The organism is Neobacillus canaveralius (genome assembly GCF_047237705.1).
Classification (GTDB): domain Bacteria; phylum Bacillota; class Bacilli; order Bacillales; family Cytobacillaceae; genus Neobacillus; species Neobacillus niacini_K.
This window is the reverse complement of record NZ_JBDFLL010000001.1, coordinates 2,055,470-2,072,475: the sequence shown is the minus strand read 5'-3', so window position 1 is coordinate 2,072,475 and position 17,006 is coordinate 2,055,470. Positions and strand designations below refer to the sequence as shown.

The window sequence follows — 17,006 nt, the reverse complement described above, 5'->3', positions numbered from 1 at the left end:
ACGTCCAGAGTCTTAATTGAAAACCGGTCTAAAGAATGATTGGTATAAATTACATAAACTTGATATAATTTTACCAAATATATTTAGAAACAGAGGTACAAACATTGGCAAAGAAAAAATTTCAATACTGGTTAATTCAAGTCTTGTTAATTTTAACCATCATTTGGGTTTCAACTAAGATATCTTTCTTATTTGAACCAATCGGAATCTTTTTTTCAACCATCTTCTTCCCCATCCTAATCACAGGCTTTCTTTACTTTTTGCTTAATCCAGTTGTTAATTTTCTGCAGCGTCATAAAGTGCCTAGACTATTAGCCATCATTATCATTTATGTTGTCTTTATACTCATTTGTGTACTTGCCATTGGAAATTTAATTCCTGCGATTACAAAACAATTTACGGCTCTTGCGAACGAACTTCCAGTGTATGCTGATAAAACCATGCAGTTTTTTGACAATGTCATGAAATCAACTGAATTTAAATGGATCATGGACGAGCAAAAGGATCTTCTTGAAACTGTTCAGGAAAGACTCATCGAATTTGCAAATACCCTTCCTAACACGATTACAGGAAGCTTAACGAATATACTTGGTGTGATAACCAATATAGCTATCATTCTCGTCACGGTTCCTTTTTTATTATTCTACATGTTTAAAGATGGACACAAGTTTCCCACAGCAATCTCAAAATTCCTTCCCAACCCATACAGGGAGGAAGGCTTATCCATCCTTAAAGAGACAGGCGATACTCTCTCTGCTTATATCCAAGGCCAAGTTACTGTAGCATTGGCTGTCGGCACGCTGGCGTTTATCGGTTACCTGATTATTGATTTACCCTTTGCACTTGTCATGGCCTTAATCGTAGCATTTACCAACATTATTCCTTATATCGGTCCAATTCTTGGAGGTGCACCGGCCGTCATTGTTGCTTTATTTGATTCACCTACGAAAGCATTGTTAGTCATCGTAGTTATTCTCATTGCTCAACAAGTGGAAGGGAATGTATTATCCCCGCTCATTCTCGGAAAAAGCTTGGACACCCACCCAGCAACCATCATCATTATATTACTAGCTGCTGGAAACCTTGCTGGGGTCCTAGGGATGGTTCTTGCTATCCCGTTTTATGCAGTCATGAAAACCATTGTCTTAAACCTTGTTAAGTTTTTAAGAGCGAGAAAAAACGCAGCCAAACCTATACAAACTGAATAATGAAAGAACCCCTATCGGCTGATAGGGGTCTTGTTTTTAGGAAGAGAAATCAAAATAATTTCTCTTCAAAAGCCTCGGAAGGGACATTAACTCTTTATAGCTGATGCTATTTCCAATTTTCTTCGTATCAATCAGGAATAATTGATCTTCAATTTCCTTTGTAATTTCATCTGTTTGATAGACCATATTACAATCATCGCAAACCACTGCGGGGGTTTCTATTATTTGAATGGCTCTTGTGCCGTCAGGAAGCTCCCAATAAACGATATTCTCACCATTTTTAGCAGCACTCCCGCACCATTCACAGACTAATCCCATATTCATCCCTCTATTCATTCGATGCAGAGTTCTCATCAGAATCATTTTTTTTTGCAGGCGTTGGTTTGTTTTGAAGTGCCTGAAATTTCTTTTCCTTCAACTCATCACGCTTGCCTCGTTTATCTTTCAATGTAGTATGAGTAGGATTTTGATTGTATTCTTTTCGACGATTTAATCTTTGTAAGCCCTCTGGAACAAGGTTGAAATGTTGGTCATTCATAATTCCTGCAATCCCAACATTTGAGCGTTTCTCCTCCATGTCTGGATAAATCTCTTTAAAATAACCCTCTGCTGTTCCAGGCTTATAATTTTCTGGTTCTGGATAAGAGGTAATGACTCCTTCAAAGTTCCTGAGGACAACCTTTTCTGCACTTTGTGAAATTAAATAATTTGGCTGAAGTGAAATCTTCCCGCCACCGCCAGGACCATCCAATACAAAGGTTGGTACTGCGTAGCCACTTGTATGACCACGCAAGCCTTCAATAATTTCAAGACCTTTTGACACGGGGGCACGGAAATGCCCAATTCCCTCGGAAAGATCGCATTGATAAATATAATATGGACGAACACGAATTTTAACAAGGTCGTGCATAAGCTTTTTCATAATTGGAACACTGTCGTTAATTCCGGCGAGGATGACCGATTGGTTCCCGACTGGAACACCAGCATTAGCGAGCATTTCACATGCCTTTTTTGACTCTTCTGTTATTTCAATCGATGTATTAAAATGAGTATTCAACCAAATTGGATGATATTTTTTTAAGATGTTACAGAGGTTTTCAGTAATTCTTTGCGGAAATACCACAGGCGCTCTCGTTCCAATTCGAATAATTTCTACGTGATCAATTTCACGGAGGTTTTTCAAGATATATTCAAGGATATTATCATTAATGAGAAGCCCATCACCGCCAGATATTAATACATCTCGTACTTGCGGCGTTTGACGGATATAGTTAATTGCTGCATCCAGCTGTTTCTTTGGAACGCCCATACCAATTTGTCCAGAGAAGCGCCTCCTCGTACAATAACGGCAATACATCGAGCATTGATTGGTGACAAGGAATAAGACACGGTCTGGGTACCGATGCGTTAAACCGGGAACTGGTGAATCTTCATCCTCATACAAAGGGTCTTCAAGATCGTATTTCGTTTTATGGATTTCTTTAGAAATCGGAACAGACTGCATCCGAATTGGGCAGCGTGGGTCATCAGGGTTCATTAGTGAAGCATAATACGGTGTTATATTAAGTGGAATCGTCTTTGTTGAGATTCTAACTCCCTCTTCTTCGTCTGGAGTTAAATTGATTACCTTTTTTAAATCGTCTAGTGTGCGAATGGTATTGGTCAGCTGCCACAGCCAATCATTCCATTGCTCCTCATTTACATCTTTCCATAGCTCTATATCTTTCCAATGCCTATCCGGCTTATATAAAGTTTGTTTCATGTGTATTTCCTCCTTACCCTGCTTTACTAAGATATTATGCAAGAATTATGCCAATGCACTTAGTCCGGGTAAGGTCACGGTATTATAGATTTTTAAGTGATGATTACAAAAAAAATGCCGATTCTTCGGCAGTTATTCTCGTAACTTTTTGATTTTATATTGTAAGGTTTGTCTTGGAATCTCTAACAGCCTGGCTGCTTGTTTGATATTTCCAGCTGACTGGTCGAGTGCAGTTTTAATCAGTTGTTTTTCAAGCTCTTCGACATTTTTTCTTAGAGATAATTTGTTCTCACTATTTTCATTCCCTGCTGCAAGCTGTTTCATCATAATTGGCAGGTCTTTAATTCGAAGGATTTCGTCATCGCAAACATTCATCATATATTCAATCGTATGCTTCAGCTCCCTTACATTCCCTGGCCAAGGATGATTCATAAAGACACCTTCCACTTTCCACTCGACTCCACTAATCCTTTTCTGCAATGTCTTATTAAAAAACTCAATAAAATATTGGGTCAATAACTTGATATCCTCTTTCCGTTCTCTAAGAGGCAGGAGTGAAAAAGTAAACACATTTAAGCGGTAATAAAGGTCAGAGCGAAGCTTTTGACTTTGAAGCGCCATATTTGGATGGACATTCATCGCTGCAATGACACGGACATCAACACAGATGTTTTGTGAGCTCCCAACCCTTCGTACCATCCCATCCTCTAAAACCCGCAATAACTTTGCCTGTAGCTCAATCGGCATGGTATGAAGCTCATCGAGAAACAGTGTTCCTCCATCGGCAAGCTCAAATAGCCCTTTTCGCTCAACAGCACCAGTGTAGCTGCCTTTTGCGGTACCAAAAAGAATACTTTCAAGCAGTGTTTCTGGGATGGCTGCACAGTTTTGCGCAATAAAAGGACTATTATTTCGATGGGAGGCATGATGAATTCCTTGTACAAATAACTCCTTGCCCGTGCCACTCTCGCCATATACTAAAATCGGAGAATCTGATTTTGCCAATCGATCTGCTTCATCCTTCGTGCTTAAAAAAGCTGGGTTTACACTCTTTAAATCATCTAACGTGTATTTAACGTTCTTTGATGTATTTTTCTTAGAAGTTTTATTCACATTCCTTTGTAAATCCAATAGGCTTTCTGCTAATTGCTTCATTCGCGAATAATCTTTCGCAATCTCAACTGCGCCTATAATCTCTTTATCTACAAGTATAGGAAGTGTCGTATTAATCGTATCAATTTGTTTTCCGTGCATATTAACATAAACCTGTGTTTGATTATAGATAGGTTTACCAGTTTTAATCACTCGGAGCAATGTGCTAGAATTCCCTGTTAAGGAAGGAAAGGCATCTAATAAATGTTTCCCCTGTACTTCCTTCACATCCATGCCATCATGCCGTGCTGCAACTTCATTATAAAAAATGGTTTTGCCCTCAGTATTGACCACATGAATTCCCTCATCAATCGTTTTCAGAATGGCTGAAAGTACTTCCTCCGTAAGTGCCATCAGTTGAACCATTAATTCACCTCCCATAAGGTGCCGAAAATTCAGCACCAATAGCCGAAATATTAGCAGTTCGCCAGATTCTTTACCCACATATTCATATTCTCAAGCTTGTCATAAATATAGCAGTTATTCATTAGTCGGCCACGATACTTGTATCCAAGTTGGAATAACACTGCATTCATTCCAAAAGACAAACTCCTCGCAATCGAATACGCACAAAATATTCCCTGCCTTCTCAGTTCTGCCTCTAACTCACGGAGGATAATTTTCATTAACCCATATTTTCTGTGTTCCTTTAAGGTTGCACAATCCGTTAATTCCGCATTTTTATAAAAAGAATTAACTTCGGCAGAAGCAGCACTGACAATTTTCCCCTGGTGAAAGAAAACATAATAAATAGTCCCTTCCTTCATGGTCTTTTTCACATATTCCGGGTCGTGTAATGGTGTAGGGTAAATTTGAAATACTTCACGGTACAAACCCGAAAGCTCCTCAGCACATGTTTCATCTGCTTTCTTTAATTCATACTCTTTTGGCGGAAAGGGTTTGTCTATGGCACTGTCTAATTGATAAATGCTCTCAACCATTCCGTCCTCTGTAATCCAATGGTCATTTTTCTTTCGTTCTACTGTATAAAACTTCGAAAAAAAATGGGCATTCGATCCAAGATAATAACCATCAACTACAGCTTCCGGCTGTAAGCCTTTTTCAAATAGGGATAAAGTGTCTTCTGACCGCGCTTTCATTATTAATTTTTCCACTTGGTGCTTGCGTGCTAACTCCTCTGCTCTTTCCAGCACTAGTTGAGTATTCCCGCGATAATCGTCAATACGAATTCTTTTATTAAAAGGATCGAGATAAACTTCCAGATAGAATTTATCTTCCTTAATATGAAGTGTGGAAGCACTTTGATTCATCTTGCTGACTCCTTCCCTATATTGAAAAAAATGCCTGACTGGAAGTCAGCCAGACATTTTCACTACTCTATTTTAAAGCTGATCAGCTTTAGTTCAGTCATTTCTTCTACTGCATATTTAATTCCTTCCCGGCCCATTCCGCTCATTTTAACTCCGCCATACGGCATTTGGTCTACACGGAAGGTAGGGATTTCATTTATCATGACACCGCCAACCTCAAGTTTTTTGGCTGCTTGAAGTGCTTTATGAATATCATTCGTAAAAATTCCTGCTTGAAGCCCATATTTTGAATCATTTACCAGGTTGATCGCTTCATTAAAGTCATTGAAAGTATTGATATGCACGACTGGTGCAAAGACCTCTTCACAACTTACTTTTTCGGTAGATGGAACATTTATGAGAACGGTTGGCTGGAAAATTCCTTCTTCCGCTCTTCCGCCCAACCTCAATTCAGCACCATTCTTTACAGCTTCTTCAACCCAACTTTGTGTCCGCTGCACATCAAAACGAGTAATCATCGCTGAAATGTCTGTATCTTCCTCTAATGGATTTCCAGTTTTTAACTTTTGCGTTTCACTAACGAACTGCTCCACAAAAGTCTCGAATATGTTTTCATGAACAAATATCCTTTGAATGGAAATACAAACCTGCCCTTGATAGGCAAAAGCTCCATTAACAATCCTAGGGATGACTTGATCTAAACCTACTCCTTCATCGACAATTAATGCCGAATTTGATCCTAATTCCAGTGTTACCCGCTTTAATCCAGAATTTTCACGAATATAGGTTCCCACTTCAGGACTTCCCGTAAAGGTAATCATTTTTATACGGTCATCTTTCATTAAGTTATCACCGATGCTGCGACCGCTACCGGTAATGACATTCAGTGCACCAGCGGGTAAACCTGCACGGTGAAAGTATTCTGCTATCTTATAAGCAGATAATGGCGTTTGACTTGCGGGCTTTAAAACAACACTATTACCTGCTGCAATGGCTGGACCGACTTTATGTGCAACTAGATTCATTGGAAAATTGAACGGAGTGATTGCTGCTATGACACCTAATGGTTCCCGGACTGTGAAAGCTAACCTCCCCTGCCCTCCAGGCGCAGCGTCCATCGGCACGGTTTCACCGTGAATTTTCCTCGCTTCATGTGCTGCAAAGGTATAGGTCATAATCGTTCGGTCTACTTCCGATCTAGCACCTTTTAGCGGTTTTGCCGCCTCCAACGCTATTATTCTTGCACATTCTTCTCGGTCATCCTTAAGAAATTGTACTACTCTTTCAAGTATCTCTGCCCGTTCAAAGGCAGGTAATTCTGCCATTTTTCCTTGAGCTTTACAAGCGGCAGCTATTGCCGCGTCCACATCTTCTTGACTGGCAATACCTATCTGTGCAAGGCTCTCCAAGTTAAATGGATTTTTCAACTCCAAATAGGAAGATGCACTTCGATATTCGCCGCCTATCCATAAATCTATCTTCATTCCAATCCCTCCAAATGAAAAGATTCATTATTTACTATTGTACCAAATTTTACTAGGTCGAAGGGATTTCCTATTATTCACTGACTTCACACCACTTCAAAAGTGTTAGAGCAATAATCTTACATGTTGCAAACATATCCTCTAAAAGAATGTGCTCATTGGCGTCATGTGCCGTAGCAGTAATTCCCGGACCAAAAACAACCACAGGTGTATTTCCCACATTTGAGAGAATACCACCATCAGTTCCCCAGGGGCTTGCTTCAATGACTGGCTCCTCTCCTTTAATTTTTACAAAACTCTCAGATAGTGTCTTCATTAATGGATGATCCACTTCAAGGTTACCAGGAAGCCATCTTCCTCCAAACCATTCAATCTCAAGTGGATTTTCTTGGAACCATTCATCTTGTTCATTGATTTCATCCAAAACAGCTGCCATTTCCGCTTGAGCAGCCGAAATAGTTTCTTCAGGGGATACACCCATTCTTCCTTCAATTACAGCCAAGTCAGGAACAGATGATGGCCATTCACCACTATTTATTTTCCCTATATTTATCGGGATTGGGATTGGAATGCTGTTAAATAGCGGATCAGTGATTTTTATATTCCGATTTCTCTCAAATTGTTGCAGTTTTTGTATCACCAATACTGCTTTTTCAATAGCACTAACACCTTCGTATCTTGTTCCGCCATGTGCTGCCCTGCCTTTTACCGTAATTCTAAACCACATCGAACCCTGCTGCTTCGGAAATATTTTCAATCCAGTTGGTTCCGGGATAATCGCCCCGTCTGCTCGGTAGCCTCTTAGAACAGCAGCAAGCGTACCAGCACCACCGCTTTCTTCTTCTATGACACTTTGAAATATAACATCTCCTTTAAGTTTAATTCCCAAAGCAATAATAGCCTCGATTGCCATAATGAGCGCAGCAGTTCCACCCTTCATATCTGTGCTGCCGCGACCATAGAGTTTACCACACTCAATATGACCACTAAATGGATCGTGTTCCCAGTTCTTCTCATCGCCGACCGGTACCACATCGATATGTCCATTTAGGATGATTGACTTTCCGCCTCCCGTTCCTTTTAAAACAGCAACGACGTTCGGGTTTCCTTCAAAGCTCTGACGGTCACAGCAGAAAGCCTCATGCTCCTTTAACTCCTCCCTGTCAATTTCCCAAATATCGAGACTCAACCCTAACTGCCGGCATTTTTCAATGATGACAGCCTGTGCACTACTTTCATTTCCTCTTATACTATTCTCTTGAACTAGTATTTGTAAAAACCGAGTTCCTCTGGCACGATTGTCCTTTAACCATTGCTTGATTAATTCTTCATGATTACTCAATACTTTCACTCCTTCTTCAGAAGAATGGGTGAGATTAATAGGATATTTTCCGAATCGTATCACTTACCGTAAAATCACATTCCGTCTTATTGGCGACTATTTGCAAATCGTATGGTGCGAACAAATCTGTTAACAGTAATCCTTGAGAAGTCACCTTGAATACTGCCAATTCTGTTATGATAATATCCACACAAGTAGCAGAGGTTAGCGGTAAGGTGCAAGACTTGACTATTTTCGGATTCCCTGCCTTATCACAATGATTCATTAATACAATTACTTTTCTTGCTTTTTGTGCCAGTTCCATTGCACCGCCCATTCCAGGGACTTTTTTCCCAGGAACGATCCAGTTTGCCAAGTCCCCCCGCGCGCTAACTTGAAGGGAACCCAATATGGTGATATCCACCCGCCCTCTGCGAATCATGCCGAAGGCCACAGCGCTGTCACAATAAGAACCTCCTTGGTTCAAGGTAACAGGAAAGCCGCCGGCATTACATAAATTCTCATCTTCACTCCCTTTTTCGGGGCTTGGTCCCATTCCTGTAATCCCATTTTCAGCATGAAACATGACCATCATGTTCTTGGGTAAATGATTGGGAACCAAGGAGGGAATTCCAATTCCGAGGTTTACCACCATTCCATCACGTATTTCTTCTGCTGCTCTTCTTGCAATGGTATTGCGAAAATTCACTCCCAAGCCCATTTCCAGTTCACTCCCTTCGAAGGAATAATATGGTCGACGAACACACCAGGAGTAATAATCTCATCAGGGTCAAGACTTCCGAGTGGAACGATTTCCTCTACCTCTGCAATGGTGATATCTCCTGCCATAGCCACAAGGGGATTCGTATTTCGAGCACTTTTGTCATAAATTAAATTTCCATAGGGGTCTGCTTTTTTGGCATAAACGATTGATACTTCTGCGGTTAAAGCTGTTTCAATTAAGTAGTCCTTCCCGCCCAGGAGAAAATGGGGCTTATCTTTTGATACGAGTTCATTGCTCATTCCAATATCACTTAGAATCGCTGGAAGACCAACTCCTCCAGCACGAATCCTTTCTGCTAATATCCCTTGCGGCGAAAATTCAACCTCAAGCCTTCCTTCATGCATGAGTTTACCGGCAATTGGATTGGAACCAATATGTGAGGCAATTACCTTTACTGCCCTTTCCTGACTCACCAATTTTCCGATGCCGATATGAGGAAATCCAGTATCATTTCCGATTAATGTGATATCCCGTATCCCTTTTTCGAGGATACCTTCAATGAGCGTCGGCGGGGATCCGACACCGCCGAATCCCCCAAACATTAAGGTCATTCCGTTATAGAAAAGTTCCAGAACTTTTTCTAAGGTTGTAATTTTCCCAAATGGATTCTCCATCTACACACCACCCGACTTCATTTGCTTTGAAAAATCTTCAAAGGCTTCTGCTAACAGGGAAACCAATTCTTCTATTTCACTTTTTGTAATGGTTAATGGAGGCGAAACAATAATTGAGTCACCGTTAACCCCATCAATACCGGAGCCTGCTGGATAAACGAGCAGTCCCTTTTCTTTTGCAAGAGCAATCATGGTTTGGGTTATTTGTGCATTTCGAGGAAAAGGAGTTTTATTGGCAGCATCCTCGACAAATTCAATTCCAAGCAATAACCCTTTCCCCCTAATATCACCGATAAAGGAATATTGATTTTTTAATGGGAGCAGAAGATTCATTAGATATTCTCCCTTGGATTCTACCCTACTAACAATCTTGTTTTTTTCTAAATATTCTAGTACGGCGAGAGAAACTGCGCAGGATTGTGGATTTGCACTTAAGGTATGTCCGCTCATCACTACTTTTGTACCCGCCAAAATGGGCTCAATGACCTTTTCACTTGCAAGTGCCGCCGCTATTGGAGCATAGCCTGCACCCATCCCTTTTCCTAGTGCCACAATATCAGGAATAACACCATATTGCTCCATTGCAAGCATTGATCCCGTGCGTCCAAAACCGGTCATAACCTCATCGGCAATAAAAAGGATATCATTATCATCACAGATTTTTTTGATTACTTTAAAATAATCCTTAGGAGCTGCAATAGCACCGCCCGCTGCTCCGATTACTGGTTCTGCGATAAAGGCCGCAATATGCTCGGCACCAATCCGTTTGATTACTTGTTCTAGCTCCTGTGCACAAAGAAATCCGCAGGAAGGTGCACGAAGGTTATAGGGACAGCGATAGCAGTAAGGGGGATTTATTACCGGAAAATCCTCGAGCAGCGGAACAAATCGCGCTCTTCTTCCTGTATGTCCAGACAAAGAAAGTGCACCTAAAGTGATTCCATGATAGCTGACCCACCTTGATAACACCTTCGTTTTTGTTTGTATTCCTTTTTCCTGCCAATATTGTATTGCCATTTTCATTGCAGTTTCGACCGCTTCAGAACCGCTATTAACAAAGAAGCACCAATTTAGGTCTCCTGGAGTAAGTGCTGAAATTTTTTCAGCCAGCTTTTCAGCTGCTTCACTCGTAAATTGAGAGCGATAAACGAACGATATTTTTTTTGCCTGTTCCTGCATTGCTTCGATGATTTCTGATACTCCGTGGCCAATATTCGCGGTGACAGCGCCTGAGGCACCATCAAGATATTTCTTTCCATCCCGATCATACAAATAAACCCCTTTGCCGTAATCAATCATCGGCAGGGTATCATCGAGTGCTGGTTTTATGAGATACGTACGTTCCAACCTGACACCACTTCCCCTTTTAGTTCATTGTATGAGCGAGTTTTTTAATACTTTCATCTTATTTAGATTTAAAAGGGGTGAACCAGCTCGTTTGCGGTTACTTTGTCTTATAGAAAACTATCTTTTACTTTTTGGGGTAGTTCATATAAAATTACACTTAGATTTACATAAGGATGGATTAAATGAATATACCGAAAAAGCCTTTTTCCAAAAAGAAAGAATTATCAACGATTCAATTAATTGTTATTTTTTACTTATCTGCTTTAATCATTTCTACGTTACTTTTGAAAATACCCTTGGCACATCGTGAAAATGCATCCATTAGTTTTATTGATGCCCTATTTACATCGGCTAGTGCTGTAAGTGTAACAGGTCTAAGTGTCATCTCCTTAAAAGATACATTTAATCATTTTGGTATTTTTCTCTTATGTATCATCCTCCAAATAGGTGGATTAGGTGTTATGTCACTTAGTACCTTCCTATGGATTATGATTGGTAAAAAAGTAGGATTAAAGGAACGCCAACTGATCATGGTGGACCAAAATCAATCTAATTTATCTGGTTTAGTACAGCTGGCTAAACGGGTTTTTATTACCATCATTTCGGTTGAAATTATTGGAGGAATTATTTTAGGATTACGATTCTTAAACTACTATGAAAGCCCCATATCTGCTTTTAAACATGGATTTTTCGGATCGATTAGTGCCACTACAAATGCAGGATTTGATATTACAGGAAGTTCATTAATACCTTTTAATAATGACTACTTTGCACAAACAGTTATTATTTTTTTGATGATTATCGGAGCAATTGGATTCCCCGTTATTGTTGAGGTTTATGAATTCTTCCTAAGTTTAAAAAGTAAAAAAAGATATCATTTTACCCTGTTTACAAAATTAACTACTTCTACTTTTGTCATTCTAACAATTGTAGGAGGTCTGATCATTTATTTACTGGATAGTTATCATTTTTTTGCTGATAAATCCTGGCATGAAACTTTTTTTTATTCACTATTTAATTCAGTGACCACCAAAAGCGCAGGTTTAGCTACTATGGATATAAATGAATTTACCGTCAGCAATCAGCTCTTTATGTCCGTTTTAATGTTCATTGGCGGCTCACCCAGCAGCGCCAGCGGTGGAATTCGGACCACGACGTTTGCAATTGTTTTACTAGCGATTTTCTTTTATGCGAGGGGAAAAGGTTCAATTAAAGTATTTAGAAGAGAACTGCATACGGAGGATGTTATTAAATCATTTATTGTAATTTCAACTGCGGCAGCCCTTTGTTTGCTCTCGATTTTAATTCTATCAATTACGGAAAAAGGAACCTTGATTCAAGTAGTGTTTGAAGTAACTTCTGCGTTTGGAACCAATGGATTATCAATGGGTTTAACCCCGATATTAACTACATTTGGGAAAATCCTCATTATCCTTTTGATGTTTATCGGAAGATTGGGGATTGTAACGTGCCTGCTGATTTTAAGAGGCAAAGATAATAGCCAGGAGAAAATTCATTATCCAAAAGAAAAAGTGACGATTGGTTAAAGGGGGATTTGGGTCCCCCTTTTGTTATGTGTTTATGGTAATTGTTGTAGTTGTTCCTGAACCACTTATCGCTGCGTTTACTCCCATTGGGATCGTCGCAATAGGCTGAACATGTCCGAAATTGACATTTGCGATTACAGGGATATTTTTTAGTTCTTTTTTTGTTGCGATGACCCTCTTTATTGCAGCTTCTGTAACGTTTGAATCCTTCTGAAACCTACCAATGAGAATTCCTCTTATACTGGCTGCATCAGGCAGCTGAAGCAGTGATTGAAGCACGCGGTCAAAAGAATGAACATGTGCTTCATTATCCTCCTCGATAAAAAGAATACAATCTTTTAGTGACGGCATGTATACCGTCCCCTGCAATAGGTGCAGCGTACTTAAATTTCCACCGATCAGTTTTCCTTCTGCTGCGCCTTCATGGATGACTAAATAGTTTTCCTGTTCGATGAAAGTGCGTTCCTCCTGATCCAGATACCACTTATCATCACTCCAGGCAGGTGAAGGATACACCTCATAGGGTGCGTCATTCGTTACAGCTTCTAAGAAAGATTGAAGCGTGTAATCAATGCCATATTTCACACCAAACGTTGAAAAAAATGGTCCCGAATACGTGATTAACCCCGTTTTTTGATAAATGGCCGCATTTAATGCTGTTATGTCGCTGTAGCCGCATAACACTTTAGGATTTGATTGGATTAAATCGTAATCTATGTAGTTTAATAACTGATTCGCATGATAGCCACCGAGCGCGGTTAAAATCCCTTTAACATTTGGATCCCGAAAGGCGTCATGTAAATCTTCAATCCTTTGTTCGATGGAAGTCGTGAAGAATTCATCGTGTTCTTCCACATGTTTCCCAAAAGTGACGGTAAAGCCAAGCTGGTATAACCGCTGTGTCGCAAGTTCCACTTGCTTCCCCTTAATGACCGCCATGCTCGTAGATGGCGCAATCACCCTAATTTCATCCCCAGGAGATAATCTATTTGGCAGCATGATATTAAGTTTCCTCCTTTTTTTAAATAGTTTACTACAAAAATGTAAAAACCCGCTAATTTAGCGGGTTTAGTTCAAAACGACTTCCTTATTACGTTCGGTTGTAGCTTTTTGGATGATATCTCTTGCAATCCAGACGCCGCATGCACTTGCCTGTGCTAGACCGCGGGTAATTCCTGCGCCATCTCCTCCAACATACAATCCGCTGATTTCTGATTCAAACCGGTCATTAAGTTTCGGTCTTGCAGAGTAGAATTTCGCTTCTACACCGTAGAACAATGTATGTTCTGAAGCAATCCCAGGTGTTACTTGATTCAACGCCTCGGTCATCTCTATTAAACTCTTGAGTGTATTATAAGGAAGTACTAGACCAAGGTCACCTGGAACCGCTTCTTTAAGTGTCGGCTCAATGAATCCCTCTTTAATTCTTCTTTCCGTTGAACGACGGCCTTTTAAGATATCTCCATACTTTTGCACGATTAAGCCGCCATTGGAAAGAGCGTTGGCAAGTCGTGAAACTTCGTGCGCATATTCGTTTGGCTTATCAAAAGGCTCGGAGAATGTATGAGATACAAGCAAGGCAAAGTTGGTATTTGGACTTCCAAGCTTCGGATCCTTATAGGCATGGCCATTTGCAAGCATGATACCTGAGTGATTTTCAACGACTACATGTCCGGAAGGATTGCTGCAAAACGTCCGTACTCGTGTTCCAACGGATGTATTGAAAACAAATTTCCCTTCGTATAAATTGTCATTGATCTCCTTCATAACGATGTCAGAAGTCTCTACACGAACGCCGATATCTACTTGATTGCTTGTCATTTTCAGGCGACGTGACTTTAGAATCTCAGTCAGCCATTTTGAACCATCACGACCAGGAGTAATAACGACCTTATCTGCATAAATGTCCTTATCACCTTTCAGCTTGATTCCTTTTACAACATACCCATCAGGAGTCCTTTCAGTGATTAAATCCTGGACTTCTGTTTTATATGACATTTCAATTTTATCATTTAAGTATTCATAGATACTTTTCATAATTTTTAAGTTTTGCTCTGTTCCTAGGTGGCGAACTTGAGCACGTAACAATTTTAATCCAGCTGCAAAGGCGCGTCGTTCGATATCCTTCACTTTATCTGTAAGTGGATCGGTAATACTTTCTGTTGCACCGTGACTTAAATTAATTTCATCCACATATTTAATTAAATCGACCACTTGAGAATCAGGTAGATAATCGGTCATCCATCCACCAAATTCACTGGTGATATTAAACTTTCCATCCGAATATGCACCTGCACCGCCGAAGCCGCTAGTAATAGAACATGCCGGTAAACATCCTGCATACTCTTTCTTGCCCGCAGCTGGAGGACATTTCTCAATTTTATTTTCTAGAATTGGACAATTTCTAAGGTAAATATTATGCCCCTTATCCACCAACAGCACCTTTGCGTTCGGCATTTTAAGTGTAAGTTCATAGCAGGTAAAAATCCCCGCTGGGCCTGCACCCACTACTATCACATCATATCTATTTTCCATTGTCCAAAACCTCCAAGACGTATGTATTTACTTAACCCTTGGTAAATATATCAGAGATTAATCTCCCCGTCAACATTAAAAACGAACTATAAATAAAAACAAATCACTATTGTTCGTGTTTGGCTTGTTTTTAGAAAATAACAAAAAAACTCAGGCTTTTCACCTGAGTCTTTTAGTGGTTAACACCAGCTAGCGCCGATGATGATTAATAGGATAAACAACACCACGATTAATACGAAAGTGCCATATCCATAACCACATCCACCTACTTGTGGTGCTGCATAACCAAATCCACAACAATCTTGACCACCAAATCCATGTCCATACATACCTATTCACTCCTTAAGGTTTTTATCTGTTAACACTCTTACTTTATGTAATAGGTACTTGACCTGTCTGTGCATTCGCCTATATTATGAGAATCAATGATGAAATTGTAGGTGATAAAATGAAAACTCTCTTGAAGAGCTTTGTTAACGGTATTTTGACGATTGTGCCCATTATTCTTGTAATCTTTGTTATTTACAAAACGTTTCTGTTCCTAGACGGATTGTTGGGAAACACATTAAGACCTTATCTACAGGATGATTACATTCCTGGTATTGGTTTACTATCCACGATTGTATTAATCACGCTGCTAGGCTGGTTATCTACAAAATTTATTACTGGCAGCATTATCAGACTAATCGATAGGTGGCTGGAAAAAATTCCCGTTGTCAAAACGATTTACTCTGTCATCAAAGATACAGTTCAATCGTTTCTTGGAGAGAAAAAATCTTTTTCAAAGGTGGCGCTTGTCGTTATTCCAGGAACTGAGATGAGGAGTATGGGGTTTATTACTTCCGAACAGTTAGAGGATTTCTATAGCCCGCTTAAGGATCATGTGGCTGTTTACGTTCCGCAAACATTTCAAGTGGCTGGATTTACCTTTTTAATCCCAAAAGAGCAGGTTGAAATCATTGACGTTAAGCCCGAAGACGCCATGAAATTTATCCTTTCAGGTGGAATGACCTCCACTTCAAAAGCAAAAGGAAATTAAGAAAAGCCGCGAATTTGCGGCTTTTTAATCTTCGTCGAACAGTTTCTTATAAGCTCCGTATCCTTCTTCCTCTAGCTTATCTTTCGGAATAAAGCGTAAGGCTGCTGAATTAATGCAATACCGAAGACCATTTGGTCCAGGACCATCATCGAAAACATGGCCTAAATGTGAATCAGCGGTTTTACTTCTTACTTCTGTCCGAACCATAAAATGGCTATAATCTTCCTTTTCAATTACTTCTTCCTCTACAATCGGCTTTGTAAAACTCGGCCAGCCGCAGCCTGCGTCGTATTTATCAAGAGAGCTAAATAATGGCTTTCCGGAAACGATATCTGCGTAAATACCTTCCCTTGTTTCATTCCAATACTCGTTACGGAATGGAGGCTCTGTTCCGTTATTTTGAGTAACTTCATATTGTACCGGCGATAATTCTTTTTTCAATTGTTCCTTATTGTTCATTCTTCTCCCCCCAATGTGCTTTGATAAATCCTGCTCTCCCAGAGCCTACATGATATCCTTCATAATGCGCTTTATTTTTCTTATAGTAATGCTGATGATATGCCTCTGCTGGATAGAAGGTTTTCGCTGGAAGAATAGGCGTTACGATCGGTTTAGTAAAGCGACCGCTCTCCTGCAATGCCTTCTTAGATTGTTCAGCCAGCTCTTTCTGTTTCTCATCATGATAAAAAATAGCTGTTTGATAAGACTGACCACGGTCGTAAAATTGACCACCTGGATCGGTTGGATCTATTTGCTGCCAAAATAGTTCAAGCAGTTTTTCATATGGAAATATTTCTGGATTAAAGGTAATCTGAACGGCCTCATAATGACCTGTTGACTCCGAACAAACCTGTTCATAAGTAGGATTTTCAAGATGACCGCCGGTATATCCAGATATGACACTAATAATGCCCGGCTGCTCATCAAATGGCTTCACCATAC

17 protein-coding genes are annotated in these 17,006 nt (G+C 40.0%); 3 read left to right on the top strand and 14 right to left on the bottom strand.

Annotated features, from left to right (window positions below; translation table 11 throughout):
* The first annotated feature begins 104 nt into the window (after positions 1 to 104).
* A complete protein-coding gene (locus ABC255_RS10575) occupies positions 105 to 1,208 on the top strand; it encodes an AI-2E family transporter (RefSeq protein WP_412993333.1) in 1,104 nt (367 codons plus the stop codon).
* 36 nt (positions 1,209 to 1,244) lie between these two features.
* Here the strand turns inward: ABC255_RS10575 and ABC255_RS10570 are convergent, their stop codons facing one another.
* The 9 genes from ABC255_RS10570 to ABC255_RS10530 form a co-directional block, all read right to left on the bottom strand.
* Positions 1,245 to 1,526, bottom strand: coding sequence for a YokU family protein (locus ABC255_RS10570; RefSeq protein WP_412993331.1), 282 nt, complete (start codon positions 1,524 to 1,526; stop codon positions 1,245 to 1,247).
* A gap of 10 nt (positions 1,527 to 1,536) precedes the next feature.
* Complete coding sequence (gene kamA / locus ABC255_RS10565; RefSeq protein ID WP_412993329.1) at positions 1,537 to 2,970, bottom strand: lysine 2,3-aminomutase; 1,434 nt, start codon at positions 2,968 to 2,970, stop codon at positions 1,537 to 1,539.
* Between the two features lie 132 nt (positions 2,971 to 3,102).
* Positions 3,103 to 4,488, bottom strand: coding sequence for a sigma-54 interaction domain-containing protein (locus tag ABC255_RS10560; protein ID WP_412993327.1), 1,386 nt, complete (start codon positions 4,486 to 4,488; stop codon positions 3,103 to 3,105).
* A gap of 50 nt (positions 4,489 to 4,538) precedes the next feature.
* Entirely contained in the window at positions 4,539 to 5,393 is an 855-nt protein-coding gene (gene ablB / locus ABC255_RS10555) for a putative beta-lysine N-acetyltransferase (RefSeq protein WP_412993325.1), read from the bottom strand.
* A 62-nt stretch (positions 5,394 to 5,455) separates the two neighbouring features.
* Positions 5,456 to 6,877: an aldehyde dehydrogenase family protein gene (locus ABC255_RS10550; protein ID WP_412993323.1), complete on the bottom strand. Its 1,422-nt coding sequence runs from the start codon at positions 6,875 to 6,877 to the stop codon at positions 5,456 to 5,458.
* Positions 6,878 to 6,950: 73 nt separating this feature from the next.
* Complete coding sequence (locus ABC255_RS10545; protein WP_412993321.1) at positions 6,951 to 8,219, bottom strand: peptidase; 1,269 nt, start codon at positions 8,217 to 8,219, stop codon at positions 6,951 to 6,953.
* Between the two features lie 34 nt (positions 8,220 to 8,253).
* Positions 8,254 to 8,919 carry a 3-oxoacid CoA-transferase subunit B gene (locus ABC255_RS10540; protein WP_412993319.1) on the bottom strand — a complete coding sequence of 222 codons (666 nt, stop codon included), beginning with the start codon at positions 8,917 to 8,919 and terminating at the stop codon, positions 8,254 to 8,256.
* On the bottom strand, positions 8,904 to 9,596 hold the full coding sequence (locus ABC255_RS10535; RefSeq protein WP_412993317.1) for a CoA transferase subunit A: 693 nt from the start codon (positions 9,594 to 9,596) through the stop codon (positions 8,904 to 8,906). Before ABC255_RS10535 ends, ABC255_RS10540 begins: the two co-directional genes overlap by 16 nt.
* Complete coding sequence (locus ABC255_RS10530; RefSeq protein ID WP_412993315.1) at positions 9,597 to 10,943, bottom strand: aspartate aminotransferase family protein; 1,347 nt, start codon at positions 10,941 to 10,943, stop codon at positions 9,597 to 9,599.
* A gap of 182 nt (positions 10,944 to 11,125) precedes the next feature.
* On the opposite strand from ABC255_RS10530, the gene ABC255_RS10525 reads away from it, so the two are divergent.
* The gene (locus ABC255_RS10525) at positions 11,126 to 12,490 is read left to right on the top strand and encodes a TrkH family potassium uptake protein (RefSeq protein ID WP_412993313.1); all 1,365 of its coding nucleotides are present in this window, start codon (positions 11,126 to 11,128) and stop codon (positions 12,488 to 12,490) included.
* A gap of 24 nt (positions 12,491 to 12,514) precedes the next feature.
* On the opposite strand, the gene ABC255_RS10520 is transcribed toward ABC255_RS10525, so the two are convergent.
* The 3 genes from ABC255_RS10520 to ABC255_RS10510 form a co-directional block, all read right to left on the bottom strand.
* A complete protein-coding gene (locus tag ABC255_RS10520; RefSeq protein WP_412993311.1) occupies positions 12,515 to 13,489 on the bottom strand; it encodes a S66 family peptidase in 975 nt (324 codons plus the stop codon).
* 69 nt (positions 13,490 to 13,558) lie between these two features.
* On the bottom strand, positions 13,559 to 15,025 hold the full coding sequence (locus ABC255_RS10515; protein WP_412993309.1) for an NAD(P)/FAD-dependent oxidoreductase: 1,467 nt from the start codon (positions 15,023 to 15,025) through the stop codon (positions 13,559 to 13,561).
* Between the two features lie 179 nt (positions 15,026 to 15,204).
* Entirely contained in the window at positions 15,205 to 15,354 is a 150-nt protein-coding gene (locus tag ABC255_RS10510; protein ID WP_335462748.1) for a YjcZ family sporulation protein, read from the bottom strand.
* Positions 15,355 to 15,473: 119 nt separating this feature from the next.
* Here ABC255_RS10510 and ABC255_RS10505 point away from each other — a divergent pair, with 119 nt between their 5' ends.
* Entirely contained in the window at positions 15,474 to 16,064 is a 591-nt protein-coding gene (locus ABC255_RS10505) for a DUF502 domain-containing protein (RefSeq protein WP_412998529.1), read from the top strand.
* A gap of 24 nt (positions 16,065 to 16,088) precedes the next feature.
* On the opposite strand, the gene msrB is transcribed toward ABC255_RS10505, so the two are convergent.
* Together msrB and msrA are read right to left on the bottom strand one after the other, a co-directional pair.
* The gene (msrB, locus tag ABC255_RS10500; protein ID WP_412993307.1) at positions 16,089 to 16,523 is read right to left on the bottom strand and encodes a peptide-methionine (R)-S-oxide reductase MsrB; all 435 of its coding nucleotides are present in this window, start codon (positions 16,521 to 16,523) and stop codon (positions 16,089 to 16,091) included.
* Complete coding sequence (msrA, locus tag ABC255_RS10495; RefSeq protein WP_412998528.1) at positions 16,513 to 17,004, bottom strand: peptide-methionine (S)-S-oxide reductase MsrA; 492 nt, start codon at positions 17,002 to 17,004, stop codon at positions 16,513 to 16,515. The genes msrB and msrA overlap by 11 nt, the downstream gene beginning before the upstream one ends.
* Between the last annotated feature and the right edge of the window lie 2 nt (positions 17,005 to 17,006).